General features: G+C 46.8%; 18 protein-coding genes. 10 read left to right on the forward strand and 8 right to left on the reverse strand.

Going from position 1 to position 22823, the window contains the following annotated elements; translation table 11 throughout:
* Positions 1-54: 54 nt before the first annotated feature.
* Positions 55-447, reverse strand: coding sequence for a hypothetical protein (locus tag DC20_RS14230; RefSeq protein WP_062544443.1), 393 nt, complete (start codon positions 445-447; stop codon positions 55-57).
* Positions 448-633: 186 nt separating this feature from the next.
* On the reverse strand, positions 634-3729 hold the full coding sequence (locus DC20_RS14235; protein WP_062544444.1) for a PAS domain-containing sensor histidine kinase: 3096 nt from the start codon (positions 3727-3729) through the stop codon (positions 634-636).
* 479 nt (positions 3730-4208) lie between these two features.
* Between DC20_RS14235 and DC20_RS14240 the strand changes: the two genes are divergently transcribed.
* Positions 4209-5453 carry a DEAD/DEAH box helicase gene (locus DC20_RS14240; protein WP_062544445.1) on the forward strand — a complete coding sequence of 415 codons (1245 nt, stop codon included), beginning with the start codon at positions 4209-4211 and terminating at the stop codon, positions 5451-5453.
* Between the two features lie 161 nt (positions 5454-5614).
* On the opposite strand, the gene DC20_RS14245 is transcribed toward DC20_RS14240, so the two are convergent.
* Both DC20_RS14245 and DC20_RS14250 read right to left on the reverse strand, forming a co-directional pair.
* The gene (locus DC20_RS14245) at positions 5615-6736 is read right to left on the reverse strand and encodes a fatty acid desaturase family protein (protein ID WP_062544446.1); all 1122 of its coding nucleotides are present in this window, start codon (positions 6734-6736) and stop codon (positions 5615-5617) included.
* 279 nt (positions 6737-7015) lie between these two features.
* Positions 7016-8641, reverse strand: a complete 1626-nt coding sequence (locus tag DC20_RS14250; protein ID WP_071885469.1) for an FAD-dependent oxidoreductase — start codon at positions 8639-8641, stop codon at positions 7016-7018.
* Positions 8642-8811: 170 nt separating this feature from the next.
* On the opposite strand from DC20_RS14250, the gene DC20_RS14255 reads away from it, so the two are divergent.
* Positions 8812-9594 carry an SDR family NAD(P)-dependent oxidoreductase gene (locus DC20_RS14255; protein ID WP_062545970.1) on the forward strand — a complete coding sequence of 261 codons (783 nt, stop codon included), beginning with the start codon at positions 8812-8814 and terminating at the stop codon, positions 9592-9594.
* A 137-nt stretch (positions 9595-9731) separates the two neighbouring features.
* Positions 9732-10373 (forward strand): DsbA family protein, encoded by a 642-nt coding sequence (locus DC20_RS14260; protein ID WP_062544447.1) that lies wholly within the window; start codon positions 9732-9734, stop codon positions 10371-10373.
* A gap of 350 nt (positions 10374-10723) precedes the next feature.
* Here the strand turns inward: DC20_RS14260 and DC20_RS14265 are convergent, their stop codons facing one another.
* Positions 10724-11035, reverse strand: a complete 312-nt coding sequence (locus DC20_RS14265) for a hypothetical protein (RefSeq protein WP_062544448.1) — start codon at positions 11033-11035, stop codon at positions 10724-10726.
* Positions 11036-11225: 190 nt separating this feature from the next.
* Here DC20_RS14265 and DC20_RS14270 point away from each other — a divergent pair, with 190 nt between their 5' ends.
* From DC20_RS14270 to DC20_RS14280, 3 genes are all read left to right on the forward strand, one after another.
* Entirely contained in the window at positions 11226-11708 is a 483-nt protein-coding gene (locus tag DC20_RS14270) for a hypothetical protein (RefSeq protein ID WP_062544449.1), read from the forward strand.
* 288 nt (positions 11709-11996) lie between these two features.
* Positions 11997-13196, forward strand: a complete 1200-nt coding sequence (locus DC20_RS14275; protein WP_062544450.1) for an alpha/beta hydrolase family protein — start codon at positions 11997-11999, stop codon at positions 13194-13196.
* Between the two features lie 114 nt (positions 13197-13310).
* A complete protein-coding gene (locus DC20_RS14280) occupies positions 13311-14417 on the forward strand; it encodes a DNA alkylation repair protein (RefSeq protein ID WP_062544451.1) in 1107 nt (368 codons plus the stop codon).
* Positions 14418-14810: 393 nt separating this feature from the next.
* On the opposite strand, the gene DC20_RS14285 is transcribed toward DC20_RS14280, so the two are convergent.
* Both DC20_RS14285 and DC20_RS14290 read right to left on the reverse strand, forming a co-directional pair.
* Complete coding sequence (locus tag DC20_RS14285; protein WP_062544452.1) at positions 14811-15758, reverse strand: hypothetical protein; 948 nt, start codon at positions 15756-15758, stop codon at positions 14811-14813.
* Between the two features lie 632 nt (positions 15759-16390).
* Positions 16391-16723 (reverse strand): hypothetical protein, encoded by a 333-nt coding sequence (locus DC20_RS14290; protein ID WP_062544453.1) that lies wholly within the window; start codon positions 16721-16723, stop codon positions 16391-16393.
* Positions 16724-17212: 489 nt separating this feature from the next.
* Between DC20_RS14290 and DC20_RS14295 the strand changes: the two genes are divergently transcribed.
* The 4 genes from DC20_RS14295 (at position 17213) to DC20_RS14310 (ending at position 21915) form a co-directional block, all read left to right on the forward strand.
* A complete protein-coding gene (locus DC20_RS14295; RefSeq protein ID WP_245652213.1) occupies positions 17213-17767 on the forward strand; it encodes a glutathione peroxidase in 555 nt (184 codons plus the stop codon).
* A gap of 266 nt (positions 17768-18033) precedes the next feature.
* On the forward strand, positions 18034-20592 hold the full coding sequence (locus DC20_RS14300; protein WP_062544455.1) for a PAS domain-containing protein: 2559 nt from the start codon (positions 18034-18036) through the stop codon (positions 20590-20592).
* 145 nt (positions 20593-20737) lie between these two features.
* Entirely contained in the window at positions 20738-21550 is an 813-nt protein-coding gene (locus tag DC20_RS14305) for an HAD family hydrolase (protein WP_062544456.1), read from the forward strand.
* A 116-nt stretch (positions 21551-21666) separates the two neighbouring features.
* Positions 21667-21915, forward strand: coding sequence for a hypothetical protein (locus DC20_RS14310; RefSeq protein WP_062544457.1), 249 nt, complete (start codon positions 21667-21669; stop codon positions 21913-21915).
* 172 nt (positions 21916-22087) lie between these two features.
* Here DC20_RS14310 and DC20_RS14315 read toward each other — a convergent pair whose 3' ends face one another.
* Positions 22088-22498: a DoxX family protein gene (locus tag DC20_RS14315; RefSeq protein WP_062544458.1), complete on the reverse strand. Its 411-nt coding sequence runs from the start codon at positions 22496-22498 to the stop codon at positions 22088-22090.
* Between the last annotated feature and the right edge of the window lie 325 nt (positions 22499-22823).

Below are 22823 nucleotides of genomic sequence, written 5' to 3' on the forward strand. Positions count from 1 at the left end.
CCCTCTTTCTGCCAAATAAAACACAGCTTTGGCGTGCTTTTAGAGGCACTTTGGTCAAGCAGTTTTGTTGGTTCTGTTCAGCGCCAGAATGGCCGAAAAAGCTGCTAAGATGAAAGTGACAGGAGTAAAGATAAGCTTCTCTAAATGGCTGTTAGAAAAGAGATTGCCTACCGTGTTCAACAGGAAAATGCCAAATATAAACCAAAGTACCCCGGATAGAACCTTGGGAGAAACTCGCAGGCGTACGTACCCTGCTTGCACAAGGGCAACAAACAGGAAAAAGACGTTCAGCAGGGCCGGTGTTTCTACCTTGTACATCTCAGTTTGGTTTGTGACTCTGCCACCACCCACAATGGTAAACGGGATCACCGAGGTGAGAACCAAAAGGTGAAAGACAATTGTGCAAGCAAAAATGAAGACCATGCCTTTTGATGCAATCCTGCTCATTGGTTCTGAAGGAGTATGGTGAAACTAGCAGGTTATTGAAACCTGAATCTGGCAATTTTCTGGTAATATTATTAAATAACTATATTTATTGCAAAAAACCTATTCCCCTCCTAGGATTGGTTTGGCCGTCTTTCAGGATTATGACGATATACCACCATAAAGCCTGAAAGACGGCCTGGAAATTGTTTAAAGTTTGAAGCTAGCCTTGAACGTACTTCCCTTGCTTGGTTCGCTTTCCACCTCAATCTTTCCTCCGCTGTTATCAATAATCTTTTTCACGATGTACAACCCAATGCCGGTTCCTTCCACGTGGTCATGCAAGCGTTTGAACATGGAGAAAATTTTGTTGTGCTGAGAAGGATCAATACCCAGGCCGTTGTCTTGAACCGTTAGAACGCAAAACTCCTGCTCTTGCCGGGCGGAAATCCTGATCAAAGGTGCCCGAAGGGGAGAAGCATATTTAATAGCATTGGATACCAGATTGTACAGGACGCTTCTCAGGTTCTTTTTGGAAAACTGCAACGCCGGGAATTGACTGAAATCAGCTTCTATCTTAGCACCTGAACTTTGTACCTGGAATTCCAGATCCTGGCAGATTTCGTCTAAAACCTCATGAAACTGCACCAGGCTGATGTCTTCTTCCATCTTGCGCTGGAGCTTTGTCAGTTCAGTCAGGTCATTGATAGTGTTTTTAAACCGGCTTATGGAACCCCTGATCATCGGAATAATAGGGGCAATATCAGGCAGCTCCGCTGTCTCAGGAGGAAGGTCCATGACCAAGGTGTTCACCAATCCTTCAATGTTGGTGATAGGCGCTTTCAGGTCATGAGAGGCCGTGTAGATGAAGTTGTCCAGGTCATTGTTGGTGCGCTGAAGTTCCTCGTTTCTGCGTTTGAGAGTTTCTTCGGCCTGTTTTCTTTCTGTTATGTCACGGGCTACCGCAAACATGTGGGGCTGCCCATCCAGGATGATGCCTCCCATGCTTACCTCCACCGGGTAAATGCTGCCATCTTTGCGTTTGTGAAGGGTCTCAAACGGAGGCAGGGCGCCTAACTCCTGAGCTTGGGCAAAAGCAGCGTTAAACTCCTCTTCCTGGTAAATAGGGTCCACATCAGGAACCCGCAGGGTCAAGGCTTCTTCTTTGGTGTAGCCCCACCGTTGCAACGCCAGGTCATTCAGGTACGCAAAAGTACCGTCTTGCCGCATGAGAATAAAGGCGTCAAAAGCGTAGTCACTGATGATTTTAAATTTGATTAACTCAGCTTCAGCTTTTTTCTGCTCTGTGATGTCAGTGTTGGTGCCAATCCAGCGTTCTACATGACCTTTATCGTCTTTTATAGGAACGCCACGTGTCAGGAACCACCGGTATTCGCCATTTGCGGCTTTCAAAGGGATCGTCAGCTCCCAGGTTTCCTTTTTTACCCAAGCCTCTTTCGCGAAATTTACCACCCATTCCTGATAGTCGGGGTGCTGAATCTTATCCCATCCCCAGCCCTGCATTTCTTCAAAAGTGCGACCGGTGAAATCATACCACCGCTGGTTGTACCAAGTTATCCAGCCATCGGGGTTTGCCATCCAGGCCAGGTTCTGGATGTTGTTTGCGAAGGTTTTAAACCAGTTTTCACTTTCTGCCAGGGCTTCCTGAGCTTGTTTGCTTTCAGTGACATCTATACACGAGCTGATGTACCCGGCAAAGGTTTGGTTAGGACCAAATCTGGGAGACACCACGGCTAGTTGCCAGCGGTAGTTTCCTTCTTTGTTCTGGAGCCTGAACTCCCGCTTCAGGACCTCTCTTTTTTCAAAGGCCGTTCGGTACGCTTCAATAAAGCTTTCGCGGTCATCCGGGTGGAGGAACTCACCCCAACCGTAGTCAAGTAATTCCTCCATTGTTCGGCCGGTAAGAGCCATCCATGCTTTGTTGAAGTAGATGGCATTGCCTTCCAGATCGGTTTGGGCGATGAGCAATCCAGAAGCCTCGGCCATGGTCCGGAATCGTTCTTCGCTTTCCTTCAGAGCTTCTTCGGCGCGTTTCCGTTCTGTGATGTCCGGACTAACCGTGGCTATCCCTAGAACTTCTCCCGTTTCGGGGTCTTTTACCAAAAACTGGTTATAAGCAACGTCAATGGTTTCCTTGGTTTTGAAGTTTCTGAAACGGAATTCTCCTTTCCAGTAGCCATTTTCTTGCTGAGAGGGTAAAATGACTTCTTTGACAAAAGCTTTGTCTTCTTCCTGAAAGTAATCCAGAACGGTGGTGCTCTGGGCTTCCTCCAGGCTGTCTAACCCTACCATTCTCCGGCCGGCGGGGTTCAAATACATCACTTCCCCTTCAGTGTTGGCAATGCCGATGAAGTTGGTGGAGTTCTCGCTCATGGCCATGAGCAACTTCTGGTGTTTTTCAACCAGCTTTCTTTGGGTAATTTCATGGCAAACAGCCACTATGAAAGAAGGTCTGCCGTCTGCTGTTTTAACCAAGGAAACATTGTTGTGCACCCAAACCTCAGAACCGTCTGGGCGGATGTAGCGCTTCTCAATGTCAAAGGGAACCCCATTGGTGACCGCCTCTTTGAACATTACCACATTGTGGGGTAAGTCCTCCTGGTGGCTAATGTCTTGCATGCGCATTTGGTAAAGCTCCTCTTTAGAGCGCCCTACCATTTCACAATAGCGGTCATTCACCAGAATGAATTTTCCTGTAAAATCGGTTTCTGCAATGCCCACAGACTTTTGGTTGAAGACACCATTCATCCGTTCTACATGCTCCTTAAAGGCCTGGTCTACCTTTATTTTTTCAGTGATTTCATTGGTGATAATCAAGGTGCCTGCTGGTGAGCCGTTGTCATCCAGGAGAGGGCTGCAGTCCAGGTCCAGCCAGATCTCTTCTGCACAGTTATTGCGGTAAACGGTAAATGGGATTTTACGGTAAGAAAGCGCTTTTCCCTGTAAGCTTTTGGTAATCACCTGCCGGACAAAAGAAGCCGTTTCGGGCCAGCTTTCCTCGTATCTGATGCCCAGCATGTAGGGGTGGCGTTGCCCTGCCAAAGCCCTGTAGGCATCATTATAAAGCACAATTCCCTCTTCACCCCACAGCATTACCATGGGCATGGGAGATTGCAAGATCAGGTTCACAGATATCCGGAGGCTGGGTTTCCAACCAGATAGTGACCTCAATGGGGTAGAAGACCAGTCAAAGCTTCTAATAAGATCTCCCATTTCGCCGCCCCCAAGAATGATTTGGGTTTTGTGTTCTGATGCGCCTTGGATGGGTTTTGCGGTGTCTGCCATTTATACTTTCTGAAAACGGGTAATAAGCACCTGGGCTGGTAAGAAACAAATGATTTCTTGCCTGGCGTCCAGTTTGCGTTAGCCAAGCAAAACTAATCCTTTTTCTGATTCCAGAATCTGGTTGATACCCTGTTTTGCTGGGCAAATGATTTATAAAAAGATTTAGTTTTATAAAGCTGAAGATTTGTCTCTAAGCCCTTTTACAACCCACTTCCTTATCTTTATTAAAACCGGAAGATACTTATGAGAGAAATGGTTTTGGGTTTGTTTTCCAGAAAAGAGGGCTAAAAGAAAATAGATTCTTACACATAAGGGAGCCAACACCTAAACTGTTGTTATCTATGTGTTATTACTTCTACTCACAGGGCAACATCTGTAAAACCCGGAAAGAAATCGCACCTTTGTAAAAGGTTTTGGCTTGTACTTCGTACAAGGAGAAACCGCTTCTATTATCGGCTTCCGCCGAAACACCCGCGATCATGAAATTCGAAGATTACCATATCAACCCCGCCATCAAGAAAAGCTTGGATAAACTGGGCTTCAAGAAACCCACCGATATCCAGTTCAAGGCCATTCCGCCTATACTAAGGGGGGAAGATGTGCTAGCTATCGCGCAGACGGGTACCGGTAAAACGGCGGCCTTCGCTATTCCGGTGCTGCACATGCTGCATGAGCGCAAGCAGTACGCCCGGCAAGATGGTATCAAGTGCCTGGTAATGGTGCCCACGCGCGAGTTGGCTATTCAGATCACCGAGGTGTTCCATACTTTGGGCAAGCACACCCGGGTTGAAACCATGACCGTATTTGGCGGCGTTGAGCAGGCTCCGCAAATCACTAAACTGGAAGATGGCATCGATGTGCTGGTAGCCACACCGGGCCGTATGTTTGACCTGGTAAGCCAGGGCCACATAAGGCTGGAGCGGGTAGAAATTCTGATCCTGGATGAAGCTGACCACATGCTTGACCTGGGTTTTATCAAAGACATCAGAGACGTTTTACGCCACCTGCCCCGCAAGCGGCAAACGCTGTTCTTCTCGGCTACCATCAATGAGTACATCAAAGATTTGGCGTACTCGCTGGTGACCAAACCCATTCGTATCCAGATCTCGCCCAAGGACCCGGTTTCCAAGAACGTGGACCATTCTGTGGCCTATGTGAGCATGGATGATAAACGCTTTTTCCTGGAGCGGGTAATCAAAGAAAACGAGGGCAGCAAGATCCTGGTGTTTGTGCGGACCAAAGTACGGGCCGAAAGGGTGCATTCCGCTATGGAACGGGTAGGTATTAAATCAGACACGCTGCACGGTGACAAGGAGCAGAAAGACAGATTGGCAGCGCTAAACCGTTTCAAGAAAGGAGATGTAAAAGTCTTGATTGCTACAGATGTAAGCTCCCGCGGTATTGATATTCCCAGCGTAGAATACGTGGTGAACTATGACTTGCCAGATGTGCCTGAAAACTACGTGCACCGCGTAGGCCGAACTGGCCGTGGTACCCAAAAAGGAAAATCTGTGTCTTTCTGCAGCCCAGAGGAAAAGCCAATCCTGGATGAAATTGAAAAGTATTTAGGAAAGCCCGTCAAGGTGCTGGAAATAGACAAGCAGGATTACACCGCTACCATCGACTTCTCTTCGGAGGTAAAGCCTGACCTCAAGTCTTTGTTGAAAGAGGTAGAGGATTTTGAGAGTGCCGCTAAGAAAAAGAAGAAGCCTAAGAAGAAGTAGCCACTTGGCAGGGTTCACAACTCAATGAGGCTTGTAAAACAGCAGATTTTCTTAGTAGTAGAGAACAACTGATGACATCATTAAAAAGAGAAAGCCGCAGGTGCATCCTGCGGCTTTCTCTTTTTAATGTGTTTTTGAAAATCAATGCCAAACGCCAGCATTTACTTTACCAGTGTAAGCTGGGCTGAACTGGCTTGAATAAGGTAAGCCTCCTTGCCCAGTTTTCTAAGCATGCGGTAGTGAGAAGATAAGGCCGCTTTAAAGCTATCAATTTCAATATAAGGCAAATCAAACTCAGCTGCGGTCTGTTTTACAATCTTAGAAATAGCGGGGTAGTGAACGTGACACACCTTCGGGAAAAGGTGGTGTTCAATCTGTCTGTTCAGGCCACCCAAAAAGAAACTAGCCACAGCACTTCTTGGAGCAAAGTTGGCGGTAGTGCGCATCTGGTGGTTAGCCCAGGCCTCTTCCACGTTGCCCTGCTCATTTGGTACCGGGAAATGTGTGCCTTCTACCACGTGTGCTAATTGAAAGACCAGACCCATTACCACGCCTTCGGCTAAGTGCATAATCAAAAAGCCAAGGGCCGCTTGCCACCAAGTTAAGTCCAATACTATAAAAGGAACCCCAATAAAAAGGAAGTAATGGACAAATTTGAAGAAGAACAGGTTAAAGTACTCGCGCTTGGGGTGGTTGTTGGTGTGCTGACCGATCTGCTTTTTGAAAAATTTGATGTAATCTTTGCGCAGGGCCCAGGAAAGGGACGCCAGACCATACAGCCAAAAGGCATATAAGTGCTGAAAACGCTGGATCTTGTTTACCTTCTCACTTTCGTCCAGGCGAATCAAGCCGGGGGCAACCTCTATGTCCTCGTCATGGCCGGGTATGTTGGTATAGGTGTGGTGCACCACATTGTGCGAGATGTTCCAGAGATAGGGATTTGCGCCAATGATATGGAATAGATAACTCAGGCTCTTGTTTACCCGGCTGCTTTTGGAAAAAGAGCCGTGAATGGCATCATGGCAGATATTGAAGCCAATAAAGGCCCCAAATGCTCCTAAAACCAAGGTCATTCCTACCGTAACCCACGTTCCGAACCAGCCGGAAAGGATAAGAAGGTACAGTGAAAAGAAGCCAATCAGGTAGAAAGCGGTTTTGATCCACATTAACGTGTTGGCGTTTTTTGATATTCCCTGCTCTTGAAAATAACTCTCCACATTTTGGCGAACCGTTGGAAAGAAGGCAGATTGATTGATGTTGACGAATCTTAATTTTTGTGACATGTACGCTGTGATGACTTTGGATTAACTTCTGGATTTAGTAATCCCAGAGCCTGTAGCGCTGCAAAAACACGAATCAGAAATGAAAAAGAAAAGAGATTGCTTTTGAGAAAAAAAGGGTAAAAGCACTGCCTTTTCGGAAATAGGGTAAGAGGTATTCTTACCCTTTAACGTTTATTTTGATAAAATAGTACCACAACCATGCCAGTATTTTTGTCTAGTAAAGGCAGACAGGATAGTGGTACTATAGATTGGGTAAACCTCAGTCTAAGGTAAGTTGTTTTATTTATTCCGCTTTTTTGATTTACCTTTTGTGTTATATTTTTTGAAAAAGTAGATCCCCATTGCCACAGATGCGCCAATGAAGGCCGCAGAGGTAAGCTTCTTATACCGGTTAGAGGAAGAGGGTTTGTCCTGCATTCTGGAGAGGTCTAAATAGGCAGGCCCTTCTAGCACACGACCATCTACGTCAAAGCGACTTCCGTGGCAGGGGCAATCCCAGCTTTTCTCGGCTTTGTTAAAGTGAACAAGGCAAGCCATGTGCGTACAGACTGCTGAAACCACGTGCAGTTTCCCAGTCTCATCGCGGTACGCCCCGTAATTTTTCCCGTCCAATTCAATGTTTTTGCCTTCCCCGGAATCAATGTCGGCAAGTTCTTCTACCTGGCTGCGGTAGGGCAGGTCTTTAAGGTACTGCACCATCACATCTACGTTTTCCTTGATAAACTTAGGAGCGGCTTTTAAAGGTTGGTGCCGGGTAGGGGAGTACATGTCGGCCCACTGGTTTTCCTTTCCAAGGATCAGGTCACTCAGGATCATGGCCGATAAGGTACCGTAGGTCAATCCGTCGGCTTCAAAACCAGTCGCCACAAAAATCTCTGAGCCGCTGTGCTTCCGTCCAATATACGGTAAGCTGTCGGCGGGTTTGTATTGCTGGGCAGCCCAGCGGTACTCCACTGCTTTCACGTCAAACCGCTGGCGCACGTACTCTTCCAGTTTCTGGAAGTTTTCTTCGTTGTCTTCTTTATGTCCTACCTTGTGAGATTCGCCCAAAACAAGCAGGAAATGTTCTCCGCGGTCATTGGTGTACGGACGCATGGAGTGGTGGTGCATGGCATGATAAGCCCAAAACGTACCCTCGAGAGGCAGAGAATTTAAGGAGACACCTAAGGCGTACTCGCGGTACGGGCCTAAGAGCGTGTGTAGAAACCAGATACCTTTGGGGGTATGGGTGGCGTGCACTACCTGTTTTGCCCGAACGCTGCCGTACTCAGTGCGCACCACGTTCATTTTGCCTTCTTCAATTTCCAGCACCTTGCTGTTCTCAAAGATGAGGCAATTGGATCCGGAGGTATGGGCTGCCAGTTCTTTCACGTAGGCCATGGGGTTGAACTGCGCCTGGTGGTCAAGCCGCATGGCAGAACTGATGGGGAAGGGCAGGGAAGAAGTAGTATCAAAATGCACGGGCAACCCGGCTGCCTGAGCTGTTTCAAACTCGTTTCTGATAAACGAATCCTCTTCCTGGTGCTCGGTCAGAAAGTAAAAGGGCACCCGTTTAAAATGGCATGCGATGGAATACCGCTGAACCAGGCTCTCTATAAAGTTTACCGCTGCATTTCTGGAGGCCGTTAACGCCGAAACGGTTTCCTGGTCATACTTGTCTTTGAGCTGGTGTAGGTATTCGCCCACGGGCGCGTACAGGTTTCCGGTGGAATGCCCGGTGGTGCTTTCGGCTACGTGCAGGGCTTCCAGAACCACCACCCGCTTTCCAGCCTTGGCCAGTAAATGCGCGGTGGTAATGCCCGTGATGCCTCCTCCAATCACAACGACATCAGCTATCAATTCTCCCCGAAGCGTGGGGTAAGGGGTTTCTTCGGCATCTTGTCGCCAGATAGAGGTTGTTTTCATAGTTTGGGGGTTCGGTTGCGGTTCAAAATGAGTGCTCCTATTTTTTTAACGCGATGTAGGAGAAAAGGTAGAGGTAATTGGAAGCAGATAAGTAAATTTGGAAGAAGAAAAACCATGTTTTTAAAACCTTTTTGGCTTTTCTTCCTCTAACCGGCGTTACCCCCAGACAAATGCAGAACTATTACACTTCCAAAATCATACTTATCACCGGTGGAGCCCAAGGTATTGGCCGTGGACTGGCCCAGGCGTTCGCGCTGGAAAAAGCCCAGGTGGTTATTACTGACCTGGATTGGGAGGCAGGGGCAGATGCTATGGCCTGGTTGCGGAAGCAGAATCTTCTGGTGGATTTCATGCCCTGTGATGTAAGCAAAGAAGAGCAGGTGCAGCAACTCATGAACAAGGTGCGGCAGCAATATGGCAAGCTGGACGTGCTCATCAACAATGCCGGCATTGCCTCACCCACCCGCAAGCCGTTAGCCCAACTCAAAGTAGAAGAATTTGACCAGGTACTGGCGGTAAACCTGCGGGGACCTTTCCTGTGCAGTAAGTACGCCTTGCCACTTCTAGAAAAGGGCACCAATCCTACTATCCTGAACATGACTTCTACCCGTGCCTTTATGTCAGAACCAGATACGTTTGGGTACACTGCCGCCAAAGGAGGCCTGGAGGCGCTTACACATTCTCTGGCCGTAAGCCTGGGACCTCAGCGGATTCGGGTGAACGCCATTAGCCCCGGTTGGATAGAAACCGGTCTCTGGCAGAAGGAAGGCCAGAAAGTAGAGCCACACCATAGCCAGGAAGACAAAGAGCAGCATCCTGTAGGGCGGGTGGGCACCCCCGAAGACATTGCTGAGGCAGCCCTTTTTCTGTGCTCAGACAAAGCCGGATTCATAACCGGCCAAAGCCTTACTATTGACGGCGGCATGACCGTGAAAATGGTTTACCACGAGTAGTTTAGGCCTTGTTTTCTAAAAACTGTCGCTAAACTTCAAGCCTGAGGAAAAGCCGGGCTTGAACTGATTTTAAGTGCTGGGACAAACCTTTATGGCTTGGTTTTCGCTAAACAGAACGGACCAAGTGAAGAAAGCCAATGCAAAGACCACCCGAAAATCCGCTCTTGTTGTATGTAACTGACCCCATGTGTGCCTGGTGTTATGGATTTACCCCCGTTGTCAGGAGATTAAAAGCACTTTGGTATGGCAGGCTTTCAGTGCAGGTGCTGGTAGGTGGTTTGAATCCATATGCGCAGGATGCCCTAGCTCCCGCAGACAAAGACAAGCTGGCCGTCAACTGGCACCGGTCACAACGGAAATCAAACCTGCCTTTTGATTACAGTTTTTTTCTGCAGAGAGACACTATCTATGACACAGAGCCCGCCTGCAGGGCCCTGCTGACCGTACGCCACCTTCGGCCTGGGTTATCCTTAGAAGTTCTGCGGGCTCTCCATTCTGCCTTCTTTGCCGATGGGCTGGATATCTCTGATCCTCATGTATTAGTGGAGGTGCTACGGCCTTTCGGGATTCCAGAGAACCTGTTCCTGGCCGTTTTTGAAACTGATGAAATCTACCACCAAACCCAGGAGGAGTTTCAGATGGTGACCCAAATGGGAGCCACCACCCTGCCTAGCGTGTACCTGGATCACGCTCAAGGACCGCGCCTTATCTCCCGAGGCTTCTGCGAACTCCCTGAACTAGAGGAGCGTCTGTTGCAAGCGTTGCAGATTCCTTATTAGGGATCAATGGGGAAAGGCTAGAAACATTTAGTAATCCCTGATCTCTCTTTTACTTCCGGCTCTTAATGAGATAGAAGAGAAACATAATGGAGAATTTTAATTAGTTACAATGACTGCTGAATTGGAATTTAGCAGAAGTTCCAGAAGTATTTTGGTTGACAAAATCTACCGCGTTTTCTAAGGCAGCTTGCATAATGTGAAAGGCATTGGCTTAAGTTACGTGAAAGCCAACATGGAAGCGTTCCAAGGCCAAGTAACTGTAGAAAGCACTGGGCAGCAGGGTACCTGTTTCCGGTTGGTGTTACCAGTTATTTAGAAAGATAGTTTAGGGTTGTTTTTAGGAAAAGGGGTCACTTTTTCAGCACCTCGTGGATCTTGTCCGAGACCTTGCTTACCTCCTCTGGGGTATGGTCTGGGAAGTAGTCAATGGCGCAGATTGATTTCTGCAAATCCAGTCTGCGGGCATAATGAATGGCAATTACGTGGTCTTTTTCATTCACGTAGAAGACGAGCGGCTGGTTCCCGAGGGACATGCCTACCTGTTCTAGTTTTTGGCAAAAGATGGTTTGCTCCTCGGTGAGGTAACCGCCGGCAATCACCTGAACCTCCTGCATGAGGGGTTCCAGATCGGTTAACAAGGTATTCAATTGCACCACTTTCATAACGCTCCGTTTAGAAAGTTAAATTACTTTTTCATTTCCTTCTTCATGTAACCGAATTGTTAACAATCTATTGAATATGTTATCTTATTGTTATCAATATTTTAATGATAATGAGTCATTCGGGTTTGGTGCGGAAAAACAAAAATGATTTAAATGATGTATCATCAAAAGAGCCATAACGCCTGAAACCATGGGAAAAAAGCCAGAAAGAGAAAAGAAACCTAAAGGTGCGGAGGGAGACAACCTGCTGAAGCAATTGAAAAAGCCGCTGAAGAAGATGGTGAAGCTTCAAGGACCGGAAAAAACCAGAGAGTTGGTTCAGAGCCTTATTTCTTCTATTGAAACCAAGCTTGAAGTAAAAGCGGCTAAGGATAAGATTGAGAAAGAGGCAAAAGCTGCTAAAAAGGCTATAGACAAAGAAACAAGAGAGGCACTTGCTGCTCTTGAGCAGCCTTTTTCAGCTGTTTCTGATACGGAAGCTAAGCCTCAGGAAGAAACCTTCCAAACTACTCCTGAAGCTACAACTGAAGAGAGTGAAACTCTAGCTGCCGAGGCTTCTCCTTCATCCGCAGAGGTTCCTCAAACAGAAGAGGTATCAAAAGTACCAGCCCAAAGAAGAGAAACCAAGCCCAGGACTGATGCCACACCAGTCAATGATCAGAGCGAAGGCTAGGTTTTATATTTGCCCTGTACTGTACTATAGTCTTCTCCTTAAATTAATTTGGAAAGGCCTTACTGCCCTTGCCCTTTGTGTATAAACAAGAGGCAAGGGCATTTATTTGTCTGCCTTGCATTCCCCAGCTACACACTTTTAACTATTCCTGGCGTTTCTAACCCATGATGTCCTGGAATTTGCCAGTTAATAAGGTTGCTTTGTGTTTTAAATGGTTTATTTAATTAATATCTTGACTATCAGTCAAGAGTGTCTAACCCAATCAAGTCATGTGTAATAGGAATAGTTATGAAAAAGAACTTACTAAACTTGCGTTGGGTAGTACTGGCGCTCTTTGTATTTACCAGTTGCGATTTTTCAGATGATGATCCGCAGCCAAATAGTAATGAGTATTTTGTTTCGGCTACCCCATTAAACACTGTCCCCAAACAGGCTTTGCAACTGTATGCCACAACCGCAGGGTTTGCCAATTTTGTCTCGTACATTGACTATGATGTAGAATTCTACCGCGTCATTTACAACACCACTTATAAAGGAAGTACCGTGCAGGCATCTGGACTGTTGTGTATTCCCAAAGATACCCCGGCACCTCCGGCTTTGGTCAGTGCCCAGCACGGAACCATGTTTGTTGACGATGATGCCCCTTCCAATTTCCCTAAAACCTTTTCAGGCTTTGAGCTTTTTGCCACGGTAGGCTACATCACCGTCATTCCAGATTACATAGGATATGGAAATACCAAAAACATTGTGCACCCTTATTATGATGAAGCGCACACCGCAGGTGCAGTAGTGGACATGATTAAGGCGGTGAAATTCTACCTGGACCGGGAAGATATTGCAACCAACAACAACCTGTTTCTGGTAGGGTATTCTGAGGGTGGGTATGCTACCCTGGCTGCCCAAAAAGAGATAGAAAGCAACGCAGAGCATGAGTTAGAACTGACCGCCGTGGCAGCTGGCGCCGGAGGGTATGATCTAATTGGGATGATGAACACCATTGCCACCGTGCCCACTTACGGGGAGCCTTCGTTTCTGCCTTTAATCTTGCACGGCTACAACGTTACCTACGGCTGGAACCGCCCTTATACCGATTTCTTCCAACAACCGTATGCAGGGAAAATTCCAGGACTGCTGGACGGCACCAAAGACCGGGAAGAAATTAACAGCGAACTAACCATTTTACCCGCTGACTTGTTTAACCCTACCTTCTACGCCAACCTAAGAAACCCCTCCGGTGAGCCTGTGTTGAAACAAGCATTGATTGACAACAGCCTGCTGGATTGGGTACCCAAAGCGCCCACCCGCCTTTACCACGGCACCCAAGACGAAGCCGTTTTCTACCAAACCACGGTTACTGCCTACGACCGTTTCAGGGCCGCCGGTGCCACTAACGTTTCTTTTGTTTCCATCCCGAACGGCACGCACAGAGGCAGCATTGAGCCTATGTTCCTTGATGCCCTGCCTTGGCTGGCTTCCTATGACAACTAAGAAATTGGATACCAGCATCAGGTGTTGAAGGTAGGAGGGGGAGCATGGCAAGAGAAAGGTTAGCCTTTCCAGGCACTTTTTCTGAAATTGGACAGTAAACCGCTAGTCCTCCGCATGAGTACGCCTCTTAAAAACGTCTATTCCTTTCAGTTCTTTGACCAGTTGGCAGACGTTCTGCAAACTGTGCTTCCGTCTTTCTATAAAGAAGAATTCTTCAGCCGAATCTTTTCTGAGGAGTGGGAGAAGAAAGAATTGAAGGAACGCATGCGGCATACTGCCCAGGTCTTGCATCATTTTCTGCCACCTGCTTTCCCTGAGGGAGCGCAGGTGATACAGCACATCATCCGAAGGTTGCAGGAAGAGCAGTTTCCGGTGCAGCACGTAGAGTTCATGTTCTTGCCAGATTACGTGGAGTTGTATGGGCTGGAGGAGGTGGAGACGTCCCTTCGGGCCATGGAAACCACTACGCAATTCATTAGCTGTGAATTTGCCATCAGGCCATTTTTACTCCGTTATCCGGCGAAGGTGATGGCTCAAATGCAGGTATGGTCCCTCCATGAGCACCATGCAGTGAGAAGGTTCGCAAGTGAAGGATGTCGTCCCCGATTACCTTGGGCTATGGCTTTGCCCTTCCTGAAGCGTGATCCATCGCCTATTCTGCCTATCCTGGAAAACCTGAAAGCAGATACTTTTGAGTTTGTGCGCAGGAGCGTGGCCAATAACCTGAATGACATCTCCAAAGACCATCCGGCCTTGGTGCTGCAGTTGCTGTCACAATGGAAAGGGCAAAGTCTGCAAACAGATTGGGTAGTAAAGCATGGTTGCCGCACCTTGCTTAAACAAGGGCACCCAGAGGCGCTGCGGCACTTTGGCTATGACGGAGACACCCACCTGCGCTTACAAGACTTTCAGGTATTAACCCCAGAAGTAGCTTTAGGGAAAGACTTGCAGTTCTCTTTTGTGCTGAAAAACACGTCAGAACTTCCCCAAAAAGTCAGGCTGGAATATGGCGTGTATTTTCAAAAGGCGAATAAAACTCTATCCCGTAAAGTTTTCAAGATCAGCGAGCGAGTATACGCCCCAGTGGAGGAAACCAGCATTACCCGGCGGCAGAGTTTCAAATTGATCACCACCCGCAAGTACTACCCCGGACCACACCGCGTGTCCCTGATTGTGAACGGACAGGAAAAAGAAATCGCAAATTTTACATTACTCCCTTAGCACCACGGCACAGATTCAATTGGAAGATGACCCTCGCCCCACTGAAGTTACAAACTTCAGGTCATGGTAGGTCCAAGTTAAAAACTTGAACCATGGAGAGTAGAGGAGATTAAGAGGGAAACAGCCTTTGCTTTATATTTCTACTTTCCCTTGTTCCAGTCTTTCCATCGAGCGCCTCGCTTTTGGCCATGGATAAACAGAAACTAAGAGAGATCTACTGCTCAGGCCGAAAGGGCAGTGCGAGAGGGGAAGACGAGGCCTCGCGGCCGTGAGCACTCGGAGGGCAGCTATAAAACAACCAAGCATAAGGGCCTCGCATTAACCTGTTCCTACGCCAGCAAAAGCCAACCAGGATTACACATGGAAGTGTAAACTATAAGATTTATCATCAAATCATTCCGTCTCTGGTTTCCGCTGTTTCTTTTCTGCTTTTTCTGCTTTTCTCTCCGCCTTCTTATCATTATTAATCTTCTTCATTTCCTGAACCACATTGATTTCCCCCGTTTTCACCGCATCCATGTGAATAGTGCCCACTACATCACTTTTAGGCTCCAGCACCATATAGGTTTTCATGTTGTACTTCCAAACCTGGTCGCCGGTAAGAGTTTTGAAGGTGGTTTTAAGTGGTTTCTTCACATCTGAGACGGCCGGAATATGGATAGAGGTGACGCTGCGGGCTTTAACCAGGTAATCTTTACCAGTTCCGCCAACAGAACTCATTTTCTCGGGGAAGTCAAGGGTCATCTTCATGTCCCGAATGTAGAAGTCAAAGTCATTCGGGTTGTCCAGGTTCATGGTCATCACCATTTCCATTTCATCCAGCCCAAAGTCAGTGATTTTGATATTGGAAACAGTGGCGCCGGGCAAGGCCGGAATGATCATGTCTAAATCCTCGTTAATATCAAACTTCCGTCTGCCAAACAGGGGAACATCAGCATATGCCTCTATGTGCGCCCGTACTTTTTCCCCTTCCTTCACCTGCCGCCGAACAAGTTCGCGGGTTTTGTTGTGGTTCATGGTCATGGGAATTTTCATGGTCTGCTTTTTCTGGCTCGCATCGCGTTCAAAGCTTTTCTGCCCTTGCGCCACACTGGTGTTGTAGAGTTTGAAGTCATAGGTGACGCTGTCCACAAAAGAAGATACCAGTGAGGGAGTGACATCCATCAAAACATTCATGGTGGCGGTTTCCTCATTGATGCGCGTATCCGTTACCCGTATGTTGTCAATTTTAGGGGCAAGCAAAGAGACCAGTTTTTTGGTAGGGGTAGTAACAATGATCACGCCTGCTATCACTATCAGTAACAAGAGGAGCAGTAATGTAACTTTGAGAGCTTTTTTCATTTTAAATAGTTTTGCAGTAGGGGTTTGCAATAGAAAGCAAAGAGCTATTAAAATAACGGTAAGCAACTGAAGGAGTTAAGTGATAAGTAGTATTCCCGTATTTATTCAGACCTACTTCGTGGTTTCTCTGTACAGGAGCTTGTTTTCCTTCATGATAATTGGCAAATACATGTAGTGCCGCTTTTAAATTTTTTGGTTTTTGACAGGGGGTATATCTAGTATCTGTTGATTTTGATGTAGGTTCTGTAAAATGAGCAGAAAACGCCCACTAGACTCCTCTTGCCTCTGCCACCCTAAGGCTTTTAAGTAAGCTTAGCATCATCTCGTTTGAGGTGCTTTCTGGGAAAACTGCCACAAATGAGGTAGCCAGAAGATTTGCGTGTTTGTAGGTTTACAAAACCTGCGCCAATTTCTTCAAAATGAGTTTGAAAGCTGAATTCTCTATTACAGGAGGTAGTCGGGCAAATAATAGGGACAGCCTGATGTAAATGATGAGGCTGGGCTATTAGGGGGATTACAGAAATGAAGCAGAACTGCTTTTTAAGCAGAACGCCTGCCCAAAACTCTAGCAAGACGAAATCTTATCTTGATAAGAGTTTGGGCAGGCGTTCCGGAGTATACCAGACTAAAGCTTAGTCAATTTTCTCGTCTACTTTCTCTACACCTTTCTTAGTAGTGTTCTTTACGGCTGAACCAGCTTTCTTGGCGCCTTTTCCTACCGTTTTCCCTGCCTTTTTAACGCCTTTGCCAGTAGCTTTGGCTCCGCTTACGGCTAGGTTCTTGGTGCCTTTCCCTACGGACTTGGCTCCGTGGCCTACCTGGTGTGCTCCGGTTTTGGCACGCTCCTTATTGGTCGTTTTTACCTGAGTAGTGTCCTGTACCGTTGGGACAATAGAGGCCTCGGCAATATTTGCTCCTAAGAAGGTAGCAATCCCAAATGCTGCTATAAACGCAAATTTTTTCATGTCTATATCTGTTTTTAATGTTCTTACTTGATTGCCCTATGAAACGGGACTGATTAGGTAAAGTTGCATTTTTCATAGGAATTGCAAAGTGGCTCACATTGTTTCCAAAAGGGATTTCTGAGTTGCAGGTTTTAAAGGTTTATTTTGGAAAACAGCTTAGAAACAGATGTAGGTCACTTGCAGGAAGTTGGGCCAGTACCTCAAAATTAACAGTGTACTTTTGTTGATGGAGAAGTCTATGTTTCTAATGAGGGGAAGAGCCTTTACTTATTTTATCAAAAAGGGGACTTTAGAATGAACTTTGAAAAACTGGAAGAGCTTAACCCTATTTGAAATCTGGTTTCTTTGTAAGGAGGTTTTATGAGTAGGTGAAAATCAAAACGAATAGAAAGAACTAGATCTATCCCTCTAAAACTCCAGATACCTTAAAGCAGTTATATCTCCATGGATTTGAAGAAGAAAATATTAAAGATGCTATACCCCCTGATCATGCGGTTATCTAAGTCAACTGCAAAGGGGAGAGTGTTGAAAAACGAGCAAAAAGTGAAACCTGCTCAGCCATTCCACGCATTAACTACTGTCTTGAATAACGGCGCATCGCTGGATTTTAGCCATTTGAAGAATAAGAAAGTGTTGCTGGTGAACACCGCGTCTAATTGCGGTTACACTGGCCAATATGAAGAACTGCAGCAGTTGCAGGAGCAGCAGAAAGAGTCGTTGGTCATCATCGGGTTTCCGGCCAATGATTTTAAGGAGCAGGAAAAAGACAATGATGAAACCATTTCTCAGTTCTGCCAGGTAAACTTCGGGGTCAGTTTTCCATTGGCTAAGAAGAGTGTGGTAGTGAAAAACCAGAACCAGAATCCGGTGTACCATTGGCTTTCCAATGCGCAAGAAAATGGCTGGAACAACCACCAACCCGACTGGAATTTCAGCAAATACCTTATTGATGAACAGGGTGTCCTGACGCATTACTTCGGCCCAGCCATTTCTCCTGTGGGCGAAGAGGTGAGAAATGCGCTTCAAGAAAAAGGGAATAGCTAAATTTGCATAACTATCACACGTTCACATGCTGTTAAAGAAAATACTCGAAGGTCAAAGGTGAACGTGAATAGGACTGGCGGCTAGGTATAATAGAAGAGTGCTTCATAAGTACAGACCAGCAGAAGGTAAAGAGGTGAGCTTTGTTTAGATGGTTTTTTTAAGCTAGTAAAAACAAAAGACTTTTTAAAAACTAATCACAAAACCCAAATTCCGGGGCGCAGTAAGGGAGAACGGGGTCAATTTCAGGCTACATTCAGGAACAAGACATGGATAGCGCATTAGCCTCCGCAAGGGAGGAAACCGCAAGAGGTGAAAACCCGCCTTTTCTAAAGATATTTGAAGCCCAGGCCGGACTAGTTTTACTTCTTAACCCTGAATTAAAGATACAGGCTGCCTCAGATGCCTACCTGAGAGAGACGCTCACCAAACGGAAAGATATCATAGGCAAACATGTATTCACGGTTTTCCCTGATAATCCTGAGGAAGCAAATGAATCTCCCACCAAAAACCTGATGGCTTCTTTTGAGCAGATCTTTGCTACCGGCAAGAGCCACAAGATGGAGATCATAAGATATGACATTCCTGACCCAGAGCGGCCCGGCTATTTTGTGGAACGCTACTGGAGTACCTGCAACACCCCCGTGTTAGATGACCAGGGAAACATCACCTGCATCATACACGAGACAAATAATGTAACTGAAAGCGAGAAAGCCAAAAGACAGCTGCTGAAAAGCCAGCAAAGGGAGCAAACTGCCTTGGCACAGGCCGAACAGCACCGCATACGCCTGGAGCGGCTCTTTGACCAGGCTCCCGCAGCCCTGGCAATACTGGAGGGACCGGAGCTGGTGTACAAGGTGATCAACAAAGCATATCAGCATCTTTTCCCGGGTAGGCAACTGATGGGATTGGGTTTGTTTGAAGCACTTCCGGAACTCAAGAACCAGCCCATTGACAACATCATCCGGACGGTATATGAAACCGGCGAAACGTTTGAAGGAAAGGAAGTGCTGATTCCGGTTGCCCGCTATGAAGGTCAGGCACCAGAAGACATTTACTGGAATTTCATTTACCAAGCTCTTTATGATACCCAAGGACAAATAAACGGAGTACTGATCTTTGCTCTGGATGTGACAGAATTTGTGAAGGCGCGCCAGCAGGCGGAGAAAAGTGCTGAGATTTTGCAAACCCTTAACCAGCAACTGGAAGAAAAGGTAATACAAAGAACAAAAGCCTTGCAGCTAGCCCAGGCCGAAGCCGAAAAGCAAAAGCACCGCTTAGAGCGCCTTTTCACCGATGCCCCGGCTGCCATCTGTATTCTGGATGGCTCTGACATGGTGTTTGAATTGGTAAACCCCACCTACCAGCAACTATTTCCGGGCAGGCAGCTGGGCGGAAAACCTATCCTAGAAGGCTTGCCAGAGGTAGAGGGGACAGTTGTTCATCAAACCTTGCTGCAGGTGTACGAAACCGGTATCACGCACCAGGAAGAGGAAATGTGCGTTCCGTTCGTCCGGCCCCTCGACGGAGTGGTAGAGAACCGGTACTTCAAATACATTCAGCAGCCCCGCTATAATGAGCATGGGCTTATAGATGGCATTTTGGTGCTGGCGTTTGAAGTCACTGAACAGGTAGAATCACGCAGAGCAGTAGAGGCAAGCGCCCGGCAATTGAGGCTCATCACAGACTCTTTGCCGGTGCTCATCGGGTATTTGGACAAAGACGAGGTGTACCGGTTTACGAACAAGGCTTATGAAACCTGGTTCCCTCACAAAGCCGAGAGTATTTTGGGAAGAAAGGTGCGGGACGTTGTGGGTGACAAAGCTTACCAGAACGTGAAGGTGTACATTGAGCGCGCATTGGCCGGTGAGCGGCTTGACTTTGAGGCAACCATGCCGTACAAAGATGGCTTCACAAAGCACATCCGGACCAGCTACGTTCCAGACATTCAGGAAGGCAAAGTGGCTGGTTTTTATACCCTGGTGACAGACGTAACTGAGCAGGTGGAGTCGCGCCTGGCTATAGAGAAAAGTGAAAAGGAGGCCAAAGCCATGGCCGAGGAACTGGCGGCCACCAATGAAGAATTAGCTTCCATCAACGAGGAACTCCAGGACACCAACCAGCAACTCACCCACACCAACTCAGACCTGGATAACTTTATCTACACGGCCTCGCATGATTTGAAGGCTCCTATCTCCAACATAGAAATGCTCATGGCAGAACTGTTGGTGGAACTGCCCAAGGATAGCCTGGCACAGGGAGAGGTAGAAACCATCATCGGCATGATGAAGGGCGCCATTGACCGCTTCAAAAAAACCATCAAAAACCTGACAGAAATCACCAAGCTGCAGAAAGACCACCTCATTGAAACCAAGGTGGTAAGCGTCAAAGAGGTAGTGCAGGAGGTAATACTGGACATGGAGCAAATGATCCAGAAATCAGAGGCTCAACTAGACGTTGAGTTAAACAAATGCCCTTTTATCTCCTTTTCAGAGAAAAACCTGCGCAGCATCTTCTATAACCTGCTTTCCAACGCCATCAAGTACCGTCACCCAGCTCGTAAGCCATTCATACAGGTGAGGTGCCATCTGGAGAAAGAGTACCTGGTGCTCACTGTACAGGACAATGGACTGGGATTGAGTTCTGACGAGCAAAAGAAGCTCTTCACCATGTTCCGCCGCTTCCATGACCACGTAGAGGGATCTGGCGTAGGACTGTATATGGTAAAGCGCATGGTAGACAATGCAGGAGGAAAGATTGAGGTTGATAGCCAAAAAGGAGAGGGTGCCACGTTTAAGGTCTACCTTAAAAATAATTCTTTTGTCTAAGAAGGCGAGTTGAATTGGGGCTACTTTCTGGAAAATAAACTGAAAACCAGTTTTTTCTCTTTTTGGCAACTTTCAGGTGGGCTGAGGGGTATTTGGTACCTTGCGGCCTAAAGACTTTTTCAGGTCTGCCTGAAGTATATTTTCTATGGATTTTTCAAAAATAAAGCTGGTGGCCACAGACATGGATGGCACCCTGCTAGACCCTCAACATAACTTAAACGAAGAGTTCTATACAGTTTACCAGGCCCTCAAAGAAAGAGGAATTCTGTTTGCCGCCGCTAGCGGAAGGCAGTACTACAACCTGGTAAACCTGTTTAAGCCCATCAAAGACGAGATCATCTTCCTGGCCGAGAATGGAAGCTTTGTGGTGTACCAGGGTGAAGAATTGTCTGTTCAAGCGCTTGACCTTGCTGAGACCAAAAGGCTTTTAAAGAAAGCCCGAGAAATTGAAGGTTCTTACATGGTGTTATGCGGAAAGAAATCAGCTTACGTGGACAACACCGCCCCTGAATTCATGGCTCAGGTAGAACTGTACTATGATAAAGTAGAGGTGGTAGACGATCTTTTGCAGGTGGAAGATGACCAGTTCCTGAAGATTGCAATCTGTGAACTGAAAGGGGTGGAAGATAGCAGTAACCTGCACTTCCGGGAGGAGCGGGAACACCTGCAAATCACGGTATCCGGAAAAATCTGGCTGGATATCTGCGACAAACTCGCCAATAAAGGGCGCGGCATGGAAGTAGTGCAGGAAAGATTCAACATCACCCCGGAAGAAACTATGGTGTTTGGTGATTACCTGAACGACCTGAAGATGATCCAAAAAGCTCATTACAGCTTCGCCATGGAGAATGCCCACCCAGACATTAAGGAGGCCGCCCGTTACAGAGCCAAAAGCAACAGCCAGAACGGTGTCATTGAAGTGCTGCAGCAACTGGTTTCCAGCGAAAAAGTAGCTTAATTAACGTTAGATGAGAACATTATTCAAGCTAGGTTTTTAGGGGTGTTTTCAGGAAAAGAAACCAAAAACAACCCACGCGTATAAGACTACTCTAGTAGAACCAACCCCGAAATACCATGGATGAGCAATTGTTGCAAGCAGTAAACGAAGCCGTTTCTAAAAAGAAGTTCCTGAAGATTCAGTACCGCACCGACCTGAATGAGTTCTTAACCGTAACGGCGCTCATCAAGAAAGTGGAAGAGAATGAGGGAAGCTTGAAAGTGGAACTTGCCACCGGAGAGGAAATCCCCTTTGACCATTTGGTAAAAGTTGGCGACGTAGCTTCTAATCAATTCACCAATCGTGATTTCACCTGTGACTGTTAAGTTGAAAGTCTTCGCCTTCTCATACAAAGCTCTATGAAATGCTTTTAGCTTTGAGCAAGCTTTAATTTCAATAAGCATAAAAGAGTAAGGGGTAAGCTGATCCAATCAACTTACCCCTTACTCTTTTATGCTTATTCTCTTTTTACAAACTAACGTGCCTCCTGGAGGGGGTTTAGCGCGAGAACGATGTTCGTGAGGAGCCTCGGCGAGCGCCATCTACACTCCAAATCCCCGATCCTTGGGCGGCGATGTACAGAAAGATGAAGCAGTACAGTACCGCTAGTTCGCCTTGATTCACTACAGGTGACCAACCTTGTGAGGCATGTGCCATAAAGTAGGCCACAGCCATGGTGCCACTGGAAATAAATGCCGCCCAACTGGTGAATAGGCCAATTGTGATCAAAAAGCCAGCTACAAATTCAATGATGCCAGCCACTCCCGCAATGGAAGCTAACTCCATGGGGTCTTTCTCTCCCGGCCAGCCAAACAGCTTCTGGGTTCCATGCATCATAAACATCAATCCTGCTACTATGCGCAGGAGAGCATAAAAGTGAGGAGCGTATCTTCCTAGTATTCTATCCATGGTAATCAAATGTTACAATTCTTAAAAACCCACTATACCTTGTAAGCACATTTGGTATTTACGAAGTGCTTGTTATATAGTTCCAGAGTAATATTAAGGTTTGTATTCCTGAGAACCTAGAAAGTACCTATTCCAAAATGGTGATTTCTTTACTGGTCCTGATGTCTTCTGACGAGGAACCCGCCCTTATTATAAATGTTCCCGGTTTAATCTTGAATCTGTCCTTCTTGGTTTCGCCTAGGTTAAGGGTCACGCGCACAAAACCTCTAAGCACTGACTCATAGGAAGTTTAGTTGGTCTTAGAAAGGTAAAGCTATCTAGTGAA

The organism is Rufibacter tibetensis, assembly GCF_001310085.1.
Taxonomy (GTDB): Bacteria; Bacteroidota; Bacteroidia; order Cytophagales; family Hymenobacteraceae; genus Nibribacter; species Nibribacter tibetensis.

Coding starts and splice junctions, on each gene's coding strand:
- DC20_RS14230 (WP_062544443.1), bottom strand. CDS start 447: ATGAGCAGGATTGCATCAAAAGGCATGGTCTTCATTTTTGCTTGCACA.
- DC20_RS14235 (WP_062544444.1), bottom strand. CDS start 3,729: ATGGCAGACACCGCAAAACCCATCCAAGGCGCATCAGAACACAAAACC.
- DC20_RS14240 (WP_062544445.1), top strand. CDS start 4,209: ATGAAATTCGAAGATTACCATATCAACCCCGCCATCAAGAAAAGCTTG.
- DC20_RS14245 (WP_062544446.1), bottom strand. CDS start 6,736: ATGTCACAAAAATTAAGATTCGTCAACATCAATCAATCTGCCTTCTTT.
- DC20_RS14250 (WP_071885469.1), bottom strand. CDS start 8,641: ATGAAAACAACCTCTATCTGGCGACAAGATGCCGAAGAAACCCCTTAC.
- DC20_RS14255 (WP_062545970.1), top strand. CDS start 8,812: ATGCAGAACTATTACACTTCCAAAATCATACTTATCACCGGTGGAGCC.
- DC20_RS14260 (WP_062544447.1), top strand. CDS start 9,732: ATGCAAAGACCACCCGAAAATCCGCTCTTGTTGTATGTAACTGACCCC.
- DC20_RS14265 (WP_062544448.1), bottom strand. CDS start 11,035: ATGAAAGTGGTGCAATTGAATACCTTGTTAACCGATCTGGAACCCCTC.
- DC20_RS14270 (WP_062544449.1), top strand. CDS start 11,226: ATGGGAAAAAAGCCAGAAAGAGAAAAGAAACCTAAAGGTGCGGAGGGA.
- DC20_RS14275 (WP_062544450.1), top strand. CDS start 11,997: ATGAAAAAGAACTTACTAAACTTGCGTTGGGTAGTACTGGCGCTCTTT.
- DC20_RS14280 (WP_062544451.1), top strand. CDS start 13,311: ATGAGTACGCCTCTTAAAAACGTCTATTCCTTTCAGTTCTTTGACCAG.
- DC20_RS14285 (WP_062544452.1), bottom strand. CDS start 15,758: ATGAAAAAAGCTCTCAAAGTTACATTACTGCTCCTCTTGTTACTGATA.
- DC20_RS14290 (WP_062544453.1), bottom strand. CDS start 16,723: ATGAAAAAATTTGCGTTTATAGCAGCATTTGGGATTGCTACCTTCTTA.
- DC20_RS14295 (WP_245652213.1), top strand. CDS start 17,213: ATGCGGTTATCTAAGTCAACTGCAAAGGGGAGAGTGTTGAAAAACGAG.
- DC20_RS14300 (WP_062544455.1), top strand. CDS start 18,034: ATGGATAGCGCATTAGCCTCCGCAAGGGAGGAAACCGCAAGAGGTGAA.
- DC20_RS14305 (WP_062544456.1), top strand. CDS start 20,738: ATGGATTTTTCAAAAATAAAGCTGGTGGCCACAGACATGGATGGCACC.
- DC20_RS14310 (WP_062544457.1), top strand. CDS start 21,667: ATGGATGAGCAATTGTTGCAAGCAGTAAACGAAGCCGTTTCTAAAAAG.
- DC20_RS14315 (WP_062544458.1), bottom strand. CDS start 22,498: ATGGATAGAATACTAGGAAGATACGCTCCTCACTTTTATGCTCTCCTG.